General features: G+C 65.4%; 11 protein-coding genes. 2 read left to right on the top strand and 9 right to left on the bottom strand.

Annotation, left to right across the window (positions count from 1 at the left end; genetic code table 11):
* Positions 1-26: 26 nt before the first annotated feature.
* Positions 27-1,268, bottom strand: a complete 1,242-nt coding sequence (glp, locus tag ACFMO5_RS01785; RefSeq protein ID WP_376791058.1) for a gephyrin-like molybdotransferase Glp — start codon at positions 1,266-1,268, stop codon at positions 27-29.
* A 376-nt stretch (positions 1,269-1,644) separates the two neighbouring features.
* Here glp and efp point away from each other — a divergent pair, with 376 nt between their 5' ends.
* Both efp and fabF read left to right on the top strand, forming a co-directional pair.
* The gene (gene efp / locus ACFMO5_RS01780) at positions 1,645-2,205 is read left to right on the top strand and encodes an elongation factor P (RefSeq protein WP_376791057.1); all 561 of its coding nucleotides are present in this window, start codon (positions 1,645-1,647) and stop codon (positions 2,203-2,205) included.
* 36 nt (positions 2,206-2,241) lie between these two features.
* A complete protein-coding gene (gene fabF / locus ACFMO5_RS01775) occupies positions 2,242-3,483 on the top strand; it encodes a beta-ketoacyl-ACP synthase II (protein ID WP_376791056.1) in 1,242 nt (413 codons plus the stop codon).
* 148 nt (positions 3,484-3,631) lie between these two features.
* Here fabF and hydA read toward each other — a convergent pair whose 3' ends face one another.
* The 8 genes from hydA to ACFMO5_RS01735 form a co-directional block, all read right to left on the bottom strand.
* Positions 3,632-5,032 carry a dihydropyrimidinase gene (gene hydA, locus ACFMO5_RS01770; RefSeq protein WP_376791055.1) on the bottom strand — a complete coding sequence of 467 codons (1,401 nt, stop codon included), beginning with the start codon at positions 5,030-5,032 and terminating at the stop codon, positions 3,632-3,634.
* A 218-nt stretch (positions 5,033-5,250) separates the two neighbouring features.
* Complete coding sequence (locus ACFMO5_RS01765; protein WP_376791054.1) at positions 5,251-5,982, bottom strand: DUF554 domain-containing protein; 732 nt, start codon at positions 5,980-5,982, stop codon at positions 5,251-5,253.
* A gap of 433 nt (positions 5,983-6,415) precedes the next feature.
* Positions 6,416-6,835 carry a two-component system response regulator gene (locus ACFMO5_RS01760; protein ID WP_376791053.1) on the bottom strand — a complete coding sequence of 140 codons (420 nt, stop codon included), beginning with the start codon at positions 6,833-6,835 and terminating at the stop codon, positions 6,416-6,418.
* Between the two features lie 7 nt (positions 6,836-6,842).
* On the bottom strand, positions 6,843-7,088 hold the full coding sequence (locus ACFMO5_RS01755; RefSeq protein WP_376791052.1) for a hypothetical protein: 246 nt from the start codon (positions 7,086-7,088) through the stop codon (positions 6,843-6,845).
* 42 nt (positions 7,089-7,130) lie between these two features.
* Complete coding sequence (locus tag ACFMO5_RS01750) at positions 7,131-7,271, bottom strand: hypothetical protein (protein ID WP_376791051.1); 141 nt, start codon at positions 7,269-7,271, stop codon at positions 7,131-7,133.
* Positions 7,272-7,890: 619 nt separating this feature from the next.
* Positions 7,891-11,061: a tetratricopeptide repeat protein gene (locus ACFMO5_RS01745; protein WP_376791050.1), complete on the bottom strand. Its 3,171-nt coding sequence runs from the start codon at positions 11,059-11,061 to the stop codon at positions 7,891-7,893.
* A 462-nt stretch (positions 11,062-11,523) separates the two neighbouring features.
* Complete coding sequence (locus tag ACFMO5_RS01740) at positions 11,524-14,433, bottom strand: penicillin-binding protein (protein ID WP_376791049.1); 2,910 nt, start codon at positions 14,431-14,433, stop codon at positions 11,524-11,526.
* Positions 14,434-14,852: 419 nt separating this feature from the next.
* On the bottom strand, positions 14,853-15,794 hold the full coding sequence (locus ACFMO5_RS01735; RefSeq protein ID WP_376791048.1) for a branched-chain amino acid transaminase: 942 nt from the start codon (positions 15,792-15,794) through the stop codon (positions 14,853-14,855).
* Positions 15,795-16,110 lie beyond the last annotated feature (316 nt).

Raw genomic sequence — 16,110 nt, 5'->3', positions numbered from 1 at the left:
GTGGGCCGCCCATAGCGGCCCACCCCTCAAAACGATGGGGACTCCCATCGCCAGACCTCCACCACATCTCCTGCCTGAAGGCCGTTGAGATCCAAAGGGACCATCACCAGGCCGTCCGAGCGGGCCAGGGTGAAGATCATGTTGCTTTTGCCGAACAGCGGCTCCGCCCACCATGTCCCCTCCTGGTTCATTAGACGCACCGGCACCCAATCGATGCGCCCGGGGGCGGAGGGGATGTTATGGGTCAGGCGGGCGGGTTGAAGGGTGGGGGCGGGAGGCTCCAGGCCTTGAAGGATGTAGAGGAGGGGGACGAGGAGCATCCGGGCGACCACGAAGGCGGAGACTGGGTTGCCAGGCAGCCCCAGGACCGGCTTCCCCCGGCAGAAGGCGACCAAGGTGGGTTTCCCGGGGCGGATCGCCAGGCCGTGGGCCAGGATCCCGGGCGGGCCCAGGCGCTCGATGGCCGTGGCGGTGAGATCCCGGGCGCTCACGGAGCTGCCGGCGGTGAAGACCAGGATATCCGCCGCCTCAAAGGCCTCACGGGCCATCCGCTCCAAGGCCTCCAGGCGGTCCGGCGCGATCCCCCAAGGGATCGGCTCCCCGCCGTGCTGACGGATCAGGCCGATCAATGAGTAGGTGTTGACATCCCGAACCTGGCCGGGCCGGGGACTGCGTTCCGGGGGGACGATTTCATCGCCGCTCCCGAGGATGGCGACGCGGGGTTGTCGCACCACCGGCACCTCCACGACCCCCAGCGCCGCCAACGCCCCCAGATCCTGGGGACGCAGGCGGTGGGCGGCCGGGAACGCCAGCGCCCCGGAGGCGATATCCTCCCCCACCCCGATCACGTTCTCCCCAGGAGCCACCGGCCGCAACACCTCGATGGTCTCGGCGTCCAGCCGCTGGGTCCGCTCCAGCATGACGACGGCATCCGCCCCTTGGGGGAGCATCCCGCCGGTGTGGATCAGGGCGGCCTCGCCGGGGCCGATGGAGCGTTCCGGTGCCTGCCCCATGGGGATCTCGCCGATCAGGCGTAGGTAGGCGGGCAGGCTTTCGGTGGCCCCAAACGTATCCGCCGCCCGCACCGCATAGCCGTCCACCGTGCTGCGGGGGAAAGCGGGGAGGGGCTCGGGGGCGAAGATCGGTCGGGCCAGCACGCGCCCCAGGGCCTGGGCGAGGGGCACGGTCTCCATGGGCAGGGGGGAGAGATGCGCCCGCAGCCGCTCCAGCGCGGTCTCCGGCGGCAGCACGGTAAAGAACTCCGGCATCACCCACCTCCTCCTTTTGGGGGCATTGGTGAGGAAGCAGCTCTCGGTCTGGGCCCAGATGCCTCGTGAGCGATGAATAGCGTAGCTTCTATCGTTCATCCCCGCCTGACTTTGACGGCCCCTCTGCTCTTTTTTATAATGCCCCTCGGATTGGATGTCCATCGGCGGACGCTGGTCATTTGCCCTTCGTGGGTGGGGTGCGGGCCGGCGAAGGCCGGCCCGCACCCCACGGACTCCTCCTCGTGTGGCTTTGCGGCACGGGGAGGGGCCATCGGCCCCTTCACGCCATCGTCCCAACATTCAAGTCGACGAAGTATGGACTGCGTAAGTCTCAGATTGAATGGTTTAGGATCTTCTTGCTCGGGAGGATGGAGCGATGATTGATGTGAACGACCTGCGGAAGGGAACCACCTTCATCTTGGATGGCCAGATCTATGAGGTCTTGGAATACCAACACCACAAGCCCGGCCGTGGGAACGCCTTCATCCGAACCAAGTTGCGCAACCTGCGCACGGGGGCGATCATCGATAAGACATTTCTCTCTGGAGATCGGGTGCAGGATATCCGGGTGGAGAACCGGGAGGTCCAATTCCTGTATCGGGAGGGCGATCTTTACTACATGATGGACACCCGGACGTACGAGCAGATCCCCGTTCCGGCGGAGCGTTTGGGGGAGGCGGTGAACTTCCTGAAGGAGGGCATCACATTGATCCTGCGGGAATACGATGGCGAGCCCCTGGGCGTGGAGCTGCCCGTGACCGTAGACCTGCAGGTCGTGGAGGCGGAACCAGGGGTGAAGGGGGATACGGCCTCTGGCGCGGATAAGTGGGTCGTGGTGGAGACCGGCTATCGGCTTCGGGTCCCCCTTTTCGTCAATGAGGGCGATCTCATCCGGGTGGATACCCGGACCGGGGAGTATGTGACCCGGGTCGGCTGAAAGATGCTCATCGGACTCTCTTTGCAGGAGGCTTTCATGCAACCACGTCGCGTGGTGATCACGGGAATGGGGGCGATCACCCCGCTCGGCTTGGATGTGCCGACCACTTGGGCGAACGCGATCGCCGGGCGTTCCGGGGTGGGGCCCATCACGCTGTTCGATGCTTCTACGCTTAACGTCCGAATCGCCGCCGAGGTGAAAGGGTTCGATCCGTTGAACTATATGGACGCCCGGGAGGCGCGGCGGCGGGACCGCTTCGAGCAGTTCGCGGTGGCGGCCACGCAAGAAGCGGTGCGCCAGGCGAACCTCCGCATCACGGATTCGATCGCCGATGAGGTCGGGGTGATCATCGGCTCAGCGATCGGTGGTGCCCAAACGTTTGCCGAGGGGGTGGAGATAGCGCTCCACAAGAGCCCCCGCTTGCTCCATCCCTTTGTGATCCCCATGGTGATCACGGATGGGGCATCGGCGCAGATCGCGATCGAGCTGGGGGCGCGGGGCCCGAACTTCGCCACGGTCTCCGCGTGCTCAGCAGGGGCGGACGCCATCGGCATCGCTTATGAGCTGATCCGCAGCGGGGACTGCCGGGTGTGCATCGCAGGGGGCGCCGAGGCCAGCATCACTTACGTCGGCATCGCGGCGTTCGACCGCATCGGGGCGATGTCCCGACGGAACGATGACCCGACGGGCGCCTGTCGGCCGTTCGATCGGGATCGGGATGGCACGGTGATGGGGGAGGGGGCGGCGGTTCTGGTGCTGGAGGACCTGGAGTTCGCCCTGGCCCGTGGAGCGGAGCCCCTGGCGGAGATCATCGGCTATGGGGCGACCTCCGATGCCTATCATCCGATCGCCCCCGATGAGAACGGGGCCGGGGCGGCCCGGGCGATGGCCAAGGCCCTCCGCAAGGCGGGGATCCGCCCCGAGGAGGTGGACTACATCAACGCCCATGGGACCGGGACCCCGCTCAACGACAAGACGGAGACCATGGCCATCAAGACGGTCTTCGGGGAGCGGGCGTATGAGATCCCTGTCAGCGCCACCAAATCCATGACCGGCCACATGATCGGCGCCACCGGCGCCCTGGAGGCGATCTTCTGTGTGATGGCCATCCGGGAGGGGATCATTCCCCCCACGATCAACCTGCGGAACCCGGATCCGGAGTGCGACCTGGATTACGTGCCTAACGTCGCCCGGCGCAAAGAGGTTCGCATCGCGATCAGCAACGCCTTTGGTTTCGGGGGCCATAACAGCGTGCTGGTGCTGCGACGTTGGGAGTAGCGCTTCGTCACAAGGGGTTGTGGGTGGGCCGGGTGTCGAAGGCGCCCGGCCCACCCACAGGTTGACCTCTCCTCCCCACGGCTTAAAAGACCATAGGGAGGAGCATGAACTTGAGGGGTTGGGGGCCGCCGGCGAGGCCTCCAATCCCTCAAGTGTTTTTCCCCCGAACGTAGGGAAGCGTTATATGGTGTATAGAGAGGGGTGTGGCGGGGATGAAGCGTCCCCATCCGGGCGTCCCGCAGAACGTCCCCTCTGAGATGACCACCTGGCCGCGGACCATCACCAAGCGCACCCGACCCCGAACCCGCCACCCTTCATACGGCGTGTAGCCTGCTATCGTGTGCAGGCGGTCGGCGGAGAGGGTGTCCTCCGGCTCCGGATCGTAGAGGACCAAGTCGGCGTCCGCGCCCGGCTGCAACGCTCCCTTGCGGGGGTAAAGCCCGAACAGCTTCGCCGGGTTCGTCGCACACAGGCGCACCAAATCCGGCCACCCGATGCGGCCCTCGAGGACGCCGAAGGTGTAGAGGAGCGGCAGCATGGTTTCGATCCCCGGCAACCCTCCAGGGGTGGTGAGGAACGAGCCGGTGGCCATCTTCTGGCCTAACGCGTAGTCGCAGTGGTCTGTCCCGATAGTCGCGATCCAGCCTCGATGCAGCCGTTCCCACAACCCGGCTCGCTCGGCGGCCGCGCGGAGGGGCGGCTGGAGGATATACCACTCCGGATGGGAGCCTTCGTAGGCGGTCTCATCCAGGAGGAGGTATTGGGGGCAGGTCTCGGCAAAAGCCAGCTGGCCGCGTTGGGCCGCCTCGTGAACCAGGTCGACGGACCGGGTGGTGGAGCAGTGAACGATATAGACGGGGGCGCGGGCCTCGGCGGCCAGGAAGAGCACCCGATGCACCGCTTCGACCTCCGCGAGCGGCGGGCGCGAGCGCCCGTGCTCCCGCAAGCTGGTTCGGCCCTCCGCTTTCAGGCGTTCGATCGCCTCCGTCACGATGGCGTCGTTCTCGCAATGGACCATCGTTAACAGCCCCAGCGCGCCGGCCGCCCGCATCACACGCAGGAGCGTTGCGTCGTCCGCATAGTAGTTGGGGCGGTAAGTGGTGTAGAGCTTGATGCCGGCCACCCCTCGGGCGGTCAGTTTCCCCAACTCTCCTTCTTTCCCTGGGGGCAGATCCGTTACCATCATATGGAGCGCATAATCCACGACGGCCTTCTCGCGGGCCTCCTCCAGGCGAGCCGCCAAGGCCTCCTCGAAGGTCTGGCCGCGGAACTGGGTGGCGAAATCGACCACGGTGGTCACCCCGCCGAACGCCGCCGCCCGGGTGCCGATGAACCAGTCGTCATCTGTGCGGTAGATCCCGGTATCCAGAGCGATGTGGACGTGAGGATCCACCAGGCCAGGGAGGACCATGCATCCGGTGGCATCCACCGTCGGCTCGTCCGGGCGGGGGAGGAGGTCCCCGATGGCCGCGATCCGCTCCCCCTCCACCCGGACGTCCGCCTGCAGCATCCCTTCCGCCGTCACCAGCGTTCCGTTCCGGATGAGCATTGGGATCCCTCCTGGATAGGACAGCGTGCCATCCTTAGTTTAGAGAACTTTTCCCCATCCAATGAAGCCCGCTCCTCCCATCGCATATCCGGAGCCAGCTTTATCCACATTTCATTTTTGGTTTTGATCCCCCTCCTCACGGCCCTTAGGGCAGTTAGCCCTTACCATCCCATATCCGCAAAACAAAAATGGAAGGGGCGCTGGAGAGACGACCGGTATCAAGGGGTCAGAGGGATCCCCAATCGGATCAGGAGCGCGTTGATGAAGGGGGTCAGGGCCACCAGGAGGGGGGCGATGAGTAACCCTGGGAGGAAGCTGGCCACACGCACCCGTTTCAGATCCAGCAACAGCAGCCCGATCCCCAGGATCATCGCGCCGCCGACCGCGGTCATCTCGGTGATCATGGCCTCCGTGAGGAGCGCCTTGGCCAGGCCGGCCCCCAGGGTGAGGGATCCCTGGTAGATCAGCACCGTCAGGGCGGCGAACATCACCCCAATCCCCAGGGAGGCGCTGAAGGCGAGGGAGGCAAAGCCATCCAAAGTGGCCTTGATGGCCAGGAGGGTGTAGTTTCCGGTGAGGCCGTCCTGGATCGAGCCCAGGATGGTCATGGGGCCGACGCAGAAGACCAAGCTGGCGGTGACGAAGCCTTTCACGAAGGTGCTGCCCTCCCCGCTGCTTCCCGAGACACGGGCCTCCAGCCAGCGACCCAGAGCCTGCAGGCGTTCCTCGAGGCCCAGCCACTCCCCGATCACCCCGCCGAGGAGCAGGGCTGCCAGCATCCGGAGTGGGTTCTCGGTCTGGAGGGCCATGCTCATCCCGATGACCAAGGTCATCAAGCCCAAACCGTGCAGCACGGTCTGGCGGATGCGCTCCGGCAAGCGGCGGCCCACCACCAGCCCAGCGCTGCTCCCCGCCACCACCGTCGCGACGTTGATCAGCGTCCCCACCATATGGATCTTTCCCTCCGGGGGGAGTTTCCAAGGTGTAGGGCGAATGGACAAAGCGCCATCCAGACGATTGGTTTATTTATAGCGCAAATTGCGTCGCTGCGCGGATGGGGCAGCCATACGCCGCGTTGTGCTCGAGGAACGCCTTCTTCAAAGGGTTCAATCACCCGGCCTGCTCCCACTCCAATGGGAAAGGCCGGGCGCAGTTCCATTTAGAGGACTTTGGGGGCGGGAGGGAGGTTGCTTATGAAGAAATCGTGTGGGCGCGGGCCTGCTTCAGCGACCCACGCCCACACGCGACATCGTTTAAACGTTAACACCGTGCGAGCGCTTCTTGCGCTCACACCATGACAAGATCCGAAGCACGCTCTACCGGGCGGCCGCTCCGGCCTCGAGGGACAGGCGGGGGCCAGCCCCTCCAGGCCGGAGCGCTCCTTTAGCCTTGCGGTGGATGCTCCTGGGAGCCGTTGTTCCCGTCTGATGAGGAGGCCTGCCGCCTTCGTCGCAGCTCCTCCATCTGCTTGGGGATCTCCCGGGGTGGGACCGGGGCAAGCCAGCAGGCGTCCGCTCCCACCTCCCGGCTCAACCGGCGGATCGCGCCGTCGATGTAGTAAACCGCGATGGCCACCACGATGTCCCGGGTCTCCGGATTCGACCGGATCTGCCGGCAGAGTTCGAAGGGATCGCCATCCGGTAGGGTGTCGCCGATCAGCACGGCCTCGGGATGTTTCTCCCGGACCTGCTGCAGCGCCTCGGCCATCGTCTTGGCTTCCAGGAGCTCGACCTCGAACCTCCGCAGGCCGATTCGGTAGAGCATGCGCATGTCGTCGTTTTCTTCCACGATCAGGAGTCTCATCGCTCACCTATGCCAGATATAGATAGGGATAAGGGATGTGATCCCGCGCGGACTGGTGCTCGATCCACCGGGCCGCCGCCGCCGCGAAGTCGGTGAGATCCTTCGCCCGCACCTGGAGGAGCCACTGCCGCTCCTCCTCAGTGAGGTCGTAACGGGCCAAGACCTCCGCCCGGCGGGCGCCCAACAGATCCTCCCGGATCCGCTCATCGATCAGGGCCCAGCCCACCAGCTCATCGATCGCCGCTGCCGACATGCTCGTCGCTCCTCTAGCGGAAGTGAATGCCCTGGCTCTTAATCACGAGGGGCTATCACCACCCATCGGCGGGTTCGCCAGCTGGAAGACCGCGCCCACCAGCCAGAGGACGGTCAGGGCCAGGCGGATCGCATGGGGATGGGTCATCAGCCAGGTCACCAGCGCGAGCCCACGGGTCTTCATGGCGCTTCCTCCTTCAGGATTCTGCCTTTATCTTATCGGGGGCTTCTCACGGAACTCTCACGGGGATGGCTAAGGATTTCTAACGATAGGGAAGGGCGGGGATGGGGGAGCCCGCGGGGGCGGGCGGGGACGGAGGCGATCGGGGGTGCGTGGAGCCAGTGGCCTGGACCCCAAGGCCTTCCCCTCTCAGCGGAGAACGGAGCGGTCCTCTCGATTCATTCCAGGGCGCTTGGCGTGCGTAGCGGAAGAGACATCGGCTCAAGCGCTCTGCGATCAGCGAACTTTTCGTTCTGTCCGCTCACGCCAGGCGGAACCGAAGGCTTGTAACCTGCGTGTTCAAAAAGGACGAGCGCTGAAGCGCCGATGGTCTTCCCGAAGGATGTGGATGATCCGATGGCTTTGCGAATGCGGATAACCCACCCCCCTGGGGCACCCACAAGGGGTGCCTTTACAGTGAAGAATACCGATGTCTTGGGTAGGGGCAGGCCTTGTGCCTGCCTTGAGGCACCTCTTTATGGGTGCCTCTACCTCATCTCACGGCCTCACCAGCCGAAGTTCTCTATGGAAGGATCATCCCCACGCATTGGGATGACGACCAAAGCACACGACACGAGCAGAATTATGAGACGGATCGATTCTTAGCCTGTATGATAGATTCATAAAGCGCCCGCGCTTCCGCCGAAGGCTGCAACCCTAGATCCCGCTCCAGGCGGGCGGCGTATTGCCGGTAGACGGCGAGGGCGGCTGCCGGCTGGTCCATGGCTAGGTAGCACCGGACGGCCCCGAGGCAAGCGGCCTCCAGATAGGGGTCGGCCGTAAGGGCCTGCTGGAACCAGGCTAAGGCGGCCTGGGGTTCTCCAGCCTTCAAGGTCCCCTCGGCCAGGGTAAGGAGGGCCTCGATGTAGCGGGTCCGCAGCCGTTCCCGGAGGTCCACCGCCCACTCGGCGTTCCATCCGCTCAGGTAATCTCCACGGTAGAGCTCCACCGCTGCCCGCAGATGGGCCAAGGCCTCGGAGGTCCCCCGAGCCTGGCGGGCCCGCTGGAGATACTCCTCGAACATCCCGACGTCGTACCAATGGGGTTGGCGCCGGTCGAAGGCGTAGCGGCCCTCCCGGAAGACCAGCACCTCCCGCCCCAGGATCCGCTTCAGGCGCCACTTGGCCGAGTGGAACTGGCCGGTGAGCCGGGCAGGTGGGGCGTCGGGCCACAGGGCGGCCCCGATCTCCTCCCGGGTGGCTGAGTCCACGGTGAGCAGATAGAAGAACAGCTCCCAGGCCTTCCGGGCCTCTGGCCACGTCACGAGCTGCCCCTCGATCCACACCTCCCCCGGACCGAACGCCCGGATCTCCAGAGGGGGCAAGGCAGCCCGGGCCGGGGCCCGGTGGGACCGGCCCAGCCGCCGCAGGGGATCCCAGATCGGCGGCCATTCGACCCCCCGCCGTTTTGCCAGGCGAAACAGGTCCTCCGCCCGCCGCAGCTCGGGGAGAAGGGGGGCGATGAGGGCGTCGGGGCCGTTGAGACGGGCGGCCTCCGCGAGCTGCTTCAGCGCCTCCCGGTGCCGGTGGGCGTGGAAATAGGCCCGGGCCATCAGGAAGTGGCCCCACACCCGAGTGGGAAGGTCCGCCTCCTCTAGGCGCTCTAGAGCGGGAGCCATCCGGGAGAGGCCGTCTAGGACCCAGCCGGCCTCCACCTCGGCCATCCCCCGGGAGAGGGCGGCAACAGCAGCCAGCGTCCGCAGCCCGAGGCGGGCGGCGATCTCGGCCGCCTCCTGGAGGACCGGGAGGGCCTCCCGGGCCTTCCCCTGCAGCCGCAGGGCCCGCCCCATCCCCTCCAGCCCGTAGGCCATCAGGAAGGCGTTGCGGATCTCCCGGGCGATCTCCAGGGCGGCCTGGTAGGCCTCCAGAGCCTCCTCCAGTTGCTCTTCATCCCGGGCCAGGTCCGCTAGGCCCACTTGGAGGAACGCCGCCGCCCGCCGGTTACCGGTCTGTTGGGCCAGCCCCAGGCCCTCCTCGTAGTAGCGGCGGGCGGCCTCGAACTGACAGCGGGTGTAAGCCGTATAGCCCATGTTGTTGAGGAGGGTAATAAGCGGCCGGGGGTTCTCCAATGTACGAGCCAAGGCCAGCGCCTCTTGGAGGTAAAGGTCCATCTCCACCAGCCGGTCCTGAGCTCGCAGGGTCTCAGCCAGCTCAATGAGGGTGTTGACAAGATCGTAGGGGGCTTCGATAGACCGGAACAGGGCCATCGCCTGGCGGAGGTCCTGCTCCGCCTCCCGGGGGCGACCCAGGGCGAGGTAGGCGAAGCCCCGCAGCCGGTGGGCGGCGGCCCGGGGATGGATCCACTCCGGCTGGCAACGGGCGAGGGCCACTTCGGCAGCGGCCACCGCATCAGCATGGCGGCCCATTAGGTTTAGGGTTGACGCCCGTTGGATCTCGATCTCCACCCAGATAATCTCGTCCCCGGGCCCGCAGGCCGCCGTGGCTTGCTCTAAAAGGGCCAGGGCTGCCTCCGGGCGGCCGCTATCGGCCAACACCTTGGCTTGATAGAGCAACAGGCGGGGCGCTTCCCTCAGGCGCTCCGGGGGAAGCGCTCGGAACCACCGCCCCAGGGTCTCCAGGCGGCCGGCCGCAAAGAGACTCCGAACGGCGCCCTCCATGGCCTTCGCAGCGGCCTCGTTATCCTCTGCCTCCAGGAAATGGTGAACCGCGGCCTCGGCGTCGCCGCGCTCGGCGAACCATCTCCCCGCCCGCCGGTGCAGCGCCCGGTAGCGGCCCGGGTCTTGCTTTCGCAAATGGAGGTTCAGGAACTCCCGGAACAGATGATGATAGCGATACCAGGGCCCCTCCCGGGTGGTCTCCACCTGGATGAGGAACAGCTGGCGTCGGTCGGCCTCCTCGATCCAGTAGGCGGAATCGGCGCGTTCCCGCACGGCGTTGCAGGCGGCGACGTTGAAGATCGGCAGGATGGCTGTCTCCAGCAGGAACTCCTGGAGCTCCGGCGGCTGGCGGGCGAGGACCTCTTCCTCCAGATAGCGGTAGAGGGTGCCCGGCTCGCCGGGCCGGAGGGTCGGCCAGGCCCCGGCTTCCCGGATGTGCTGGGCCAGCAGGAGGATGGCGGTGATCCAGCCCTCAGTTTCCCGGGCCAGGGCCCGTGCCTCGGCCTCGGAGAGCTCCAAGGCGTAGTAGCGGGCGAAGAGGGTATAAACCTCCTCAGGGGTGAACGCGAGGTGCTGGGCCCCGAGGCCCGTCGCCTGCTGGCGGGCCACCAGGCGGGTGAGCGGAAGGCCGTGGGGGCCGCGGCTGGATAGGAGGATGTGGAGGTGTTCGGGCGCGTGCTCCAACAAGTGACGGACCAAGAGATGGATCCCCGGATGCTCGGCGACCACGTGGTAGTCGTCCAGGACGAGGACAAAGTAATCTGGGATGTTCTCCAGCATGTCGTTGATCATCGCCGTGGCCACGGCGTCGGGGGCGGCCCCGGCCCGCAGGACGCCGAGGGTGGTGCGGCCGAAAGCGGGGAACCGCTCCCGAAGGGCGGCGACCAGATGCTCTGCGAAGCGATGGGTGTTCTGGTCGGTCTCATCCAGGCTATACCAGGCGACGGGGAGATCGGTGTCGTGGTAGAACTGGATGAGGAGCGAGGTTTTCCCGTATCCAGCCGGCGCGGAGATCAGGATGAGGGTCTTGTCGATGTTCTCGTGGAGGAAGTTCAGCAAGCGGGGACGATCCAGCAGCGGACCGCGCCGCACCGGCGGGTGAAGCTTCGTTCGGGCGATCGGGAGCTCGGTGACCATCGTGCCCCCTTCTATGGAACTCCACAAATGCGATTGCGTACTTTGCCTTCTATGGAGGGGGTCCCATGCTGAGCCGGGCACCTTCGGTATTCAACTCGGCATGGAAAGCGATCTTCAAGCTTACGCAGTTGGAGAAATGTTAGCAACATGAGTATATCGGGAAGCGCCAGTTCCAGGCAAGCGTTACGCCTTTTATTTAAACTTTTATTTAAAACAAACAACATAGGAAGGATGTAAGGGGCAGGCACAAGGCCTGCCCGAGGCCTCGTGTTGCCTTGGGGCATCCACAAGGGGTGCCCCTACGTGGCCACCCCCCATCGAAATTCCCTGGGGAGAGATCATCCCCACGCACTAGGGAGACTACCGGATTGGGCAGTTCGCTTTTGGGATTCCCGGTCCGCTGCCGGAATCCCCGTTTCCGCATGCCCTCACCCCGAGTGAGGGCTGAGCAGTTACCGGGTTTTAGCGCCCCACACAGGCGCGGACGTGGTTGCTTTCCGCTTCGTTGCCGGCTTTGTCGTAGGCCTTCACCCAGAACTCGTGGCACCCCAGCAACCGATCCCGCTCCACTTGCCGGAAATACCACTTCGCGTTGAACGGCGGCACGTCCCGCACGGCGAACGGCTGCCCATCCACATAGAACTCCACTCGATCCATGGCGTAATTGTCCGAGACCTCCGTGTTCACACTGATCCACTCATCGGAGAGCTTGTAGCGTTCCCCTTCTCGTGGATACACCACGCGGACCGAAGGGGGCGTGTGATCCACGGTCACGGGAACCACAGCGGTATGCACGCTGCCGTCGTGGCGGACCACGGTGAGCTGCAGGGTGTAGAGGCCATCGGCGAAGCCCGTCGTGTCCCAGTTCTCTAACCAGCCGTTGTCCACCGCGTTGCCGTGATCCGGCCCGATGGGGATCCAAGCGGTGGGGTTCAGGCCCGCGCCCACCGCGATCCGATAGAACGCGACATCCCCTCGGGCGTTGCCGATGATCGGGACGATCCCCCGGACGTAGGCGTAGGGGGCAGGGTTCAGGATGGCCACGTCGCCGACGGGCTGGGCGAACTGGGTGTCGTATTCCGTGGGTGGCTGAGGGATGCCGGCCTCCCGGGCCCAGCTGAGGGCCTCCGGCGGGACCACCAGGAAGACCCTCTCCTCGATTTTGTCGGGCGGCGTGCTGGCGGTGGCCAGCTTGCCGGTTTCCCGGTTGATCAGGAAGGCCTGATGGAGATCACAGGCCTCCTGGGGCTCCGTGCCGGGGATGAAGAGCTCCCGCACCGTTGGGCAATAGGGACCGGGGAGCTTCCCGGAGATGGCGCAAATGGTCTTCTCGATCAGGCCCGGCGGGCGCTGGAAAGGTTCCACAGGCAGATTCTGATGGGCGTATTCCATCACGTCGTGCCAAATGGGCGCCGCCCCGGCGATCCCCGATACGTTGCGCATCGGGCTGTTGTCGGTGTTCCCCACCCACACGCCCACAGCCAGCTGAGGCGTGTAGCCGATGGTCCAGTTGTCGGTGAAATCGTTCGTCGTCCCGGTTTTGACCGCGGCGGGCCTGGAGAGCTCCAGCACGTTTCCTCGCCCGAAGGCCTCCCAGCGCGCGGCGTTGTCCGAGAGGATGCTGGTGATCAGATAGGCCACGCGCGGGTCCAGGATGGCCTGCACCTCCGGCTGGCGGTATTCCCAGAGGGTTTTCCCGTCGGGCGTCTCCACCCGGAGCACGGGGACCGGATCCAGCTCGCGGTAGCCGGGCCGACGGCGCGCCTCGGGAACCGGCGCCCCGGCCATGAAGCCGTTGTTGGCGAACACGCTGTAAGCGTAGACCATGTCGATCAGGCGGACCTCGCCGCCTCCCAAGGTGAGGGCCAGGCCATAGTAATCCAAGCCCTTATCGAGGGTGGTGATCCCCATGCGGTGGGCCAAGCGGATCACGTTGGCGATGCCGGCCAGCTGCAGCGCCTCCACCGCCGGGATGTTGTAGCTGCGGGCCAGGGCCAGCCGCATCCGCTGAGGGCCGTGGAACTTGCGATCGTAGTTCTCCGGCGCGTAGGGCGGCATCCCTGGACCCTGGTCGAAGGTCTTGGGCACATCCCAGAACAGGTGGGAGGCGGGGACCCCCTGGCTGAGCAGGGTGGCGTATGTGAAGGGCTTGAAGGAGGAACCGGGCTGCCGTAGGCCGTCGACCGCCACGTTGAAGCGCCCATCGATGGATTCGTCCCAGTAATCGACGCTCCCCACCATCGCCAGGATCTCACCGGTCTTCGGCCGGATGGCCACGAGGGCACCGTTGGTCACATTGCGGTTCTCGGATTTCAGCTTCTCCACGTGGCGGCGGACCGTCTGTTCGGCGTATTGCTGGAGGTCCCAATCCAGCGTGGTGTAGACGCGCAGCCCGCCGCGGTTCACGAGGTCCGGCCCGAAGCGCTCCTCCAGCCAGCGGCGGACATAGATCGAGAAGTGGGGGGCCTTGATGTCGAAGCGCTCGGCGGGCTTGCGCCGGATTTGGATCGGCGCGGCCTTCGCCGCGGCGGCCTGTTCCGGCGTGATGAACCCGGCCTGGACCATCGCGTCCAGCACCACCTCCTGGCGCCGCTTCGCCGCCTCGGGGGCGTCGATGGGGTTGAGGGTGGGGAACTGGGGGATGGCGGCCAGCATCGCCGCCTCCGCCAAGTTGAGCTCCCACACGTGTTTCCCGAAGTAGATCTGGGCCGCCGCCTCGACGCCGTAGGCCAGGTTCCCGTAGAAGTTCGTGTTCAGGTAGAACTCCAGGATCTGATCCTTGGAGTACCGGCGGGAGAGCTCCAGGGCCAGCAGGATCTCCTTCAGCTTGCGCGTATAGGAGCGCTGGTAGCGCTCCTGGGGGTCGATCAGCGTGTTTTTCACCAGCTGCTGGGTGATGGAGGAGCCGCCCTGGACGACCTCGCCGCCGGTGCGCAGATTCACCCACAGGGCCCGCAACAGACCCCGCGGGTTGATCCCCGGGTTCTCGTAGAACGAGCGGTCCTCAATGGCGATGGTCGCCTGGCGCAGCGAAAGGGGGATCTGTTCCAGGGGCACCCACGTGCGATCGCCCCAGGTGGGATCGATGACCTCGTAGAGGAGGACGCGGCCGGTGCGATCGTAGATCTTGGTGGTCTCGAAGGCCCGGGCGCTCGCCTCGATCCGGGAGGGGTCCAGGCTGCGGACGATGCTCACATACAGGGCAGCAGCGCCGGCCACACCGGCAGCGGTCAGCACCCCGAAGGTGGTGGCGATGAAGATCCCAGCCACCAGGGCCAGGCGGATCCACGCGCCGGTTCCCTGGCGGTTGCGGGCCCGCCGCCTCCATCGCCGCTCCATGAGCCACGCCAGTTCGCTGTTCCGTAAAGCCATCGCACACCACCTGAGGGGAGGATACGGCTTCGCCTCACTCCTCACCTAAAGGGGATTGGGGAAGACAATGAAGACCGCCATCCGCCGCCCCTAACCCTTGAAAATCCCCTGAGCGAGATCGCATGCGAACTCTATTCTAATCAGCTTCCGGCAGGGCTCCAATCCGGAGGGGCTACCACCCAAGGGGAATTGGAGCCCGCGAGAGGAGGCGAAAGGGCTCCACCTCCCAAAGCTCCTGCGAGGAGACCAACTGCGTGACTCTTACTGTGTCGAACGGACGGACAGCTCTCCTACATCGCAGCGATCGCCCCCAATCCTTTAAAAAATCGGGCGGGCCCACTGGCCCGCCCGACCATCGATGAACCGTAGGAAGGCGCACAGGAAGGCTGCGGAAGCCATCCGCGGAAGCGGCCGAGCCTCTACCCAGAAGCCCGCACCAGCTCCGGCACATAGACCGGGACACACCAATGGCGATATCGGGGCACCTTCCCTCGAACCACATCGAAGTAAAGATCGTGGAGCCGTCGGGTGATCGGGCCGATCTCCCCGTTGCCCACCGGCCGCCGATCCACCGAGACCACCGGGACGAGCTGGACACCGGTGCCGCAGAGGAACATCTCGTCCGCGTAGTACAGCTCGGTGCGGTCGATATGGCGCTCCACCGTCGAGACCCCCAGCTCGTTGTGGGCGAGCTCGATGATGGTGCGCCGGGTGATCCCCTCAAGGATCTCGTCGGTCACCGGTGGGGTGACCAGGACGCCGTTCCGGACGATGAAGAGGTTCTCCGCGCTCCCCTCGGCCACGTGGCCGTCCTCGGTGAGCACGATGGCCTCGTCGAACCCGTTGAGCATGGCCTCGCTCTTGGCGAGGGCGGAGTTCACGTAGGCGCCGGTGATCTTGGAGCGGGCGGGGATAGCGTTGTCGTTGATCCGCCGCCAGGAGGAGACCATCACGTGGGCCGCCTCGCGCTCGATGTAATGGCCGAAGGGGGTGGTCCAGATGGTCAGCTCCTCCTTGAGGTTATGCAGGCGGACCCCGATGACCTCGTCGGCCTTGTAGGCGATGGGGCGGATGTAGACGTCCTCCCGGTATCCCTCTTTCTGGAGCAGCTCCACTGTGATTTGGGTGAGGTCATCGGGCGTGTAGGGGAAGCTCATCAGGAGCATGCGGGCGGAGGCGAGGAGGCGCTCGTAGTGTTCGCGGGGCCGGAAGATGAAGAGCTGTTGCTCCTCGTCGTTCCAGTAGGCCCGTATCCCTTCGAAGACCCCAGTGCCGTAGTTGAATGCGTGGGTGCGCACGCTGATCACGGCTTCCTCGATGGGCACGATGCGCCCCTTGAAGAACGCGTAACGGCCGCTCATGGCCTTCCCCCTATCGATGAAGTGATGAAACTCGGCGGGCAGGCCGCCCTGTTGAGCTGCCAGAGGGCTCAGCGTCCCTATAAACCGATTCTCCAAAAATCCCCCGCGCTCGGAGGGCTCCTGTCCATTCTGATTATACACTGACGAAGCCGTTCCGTGACGCATCGTCATCGATTTCACCCCGAAGGGCTCCATCGATGACCGGTCCCTTCCTGCTTCCTCGACCCATAGCTCGTCGAACGGACCTGGAGGTCCGTTCCGCCGCCAGAGGGATCTCCACAGGCCAACAGGGTCCCCGCGCGATCCAAAGGATCGC

The sequence above is a fragment of the Thermoflexus sp. genome, assembly GCF_042408365.1.
Taxonomy (GTDB): Bacteria; Chloroflexota; Anaerolineae; order Thermoflexales; family Thermoflexaceae; genus Thermoflexus.
The sequence above is the reverse complement of the archived record's forward strand: the minus strand, read 5'-3'. Positions and strand labels throughout refer to the sequence as shown.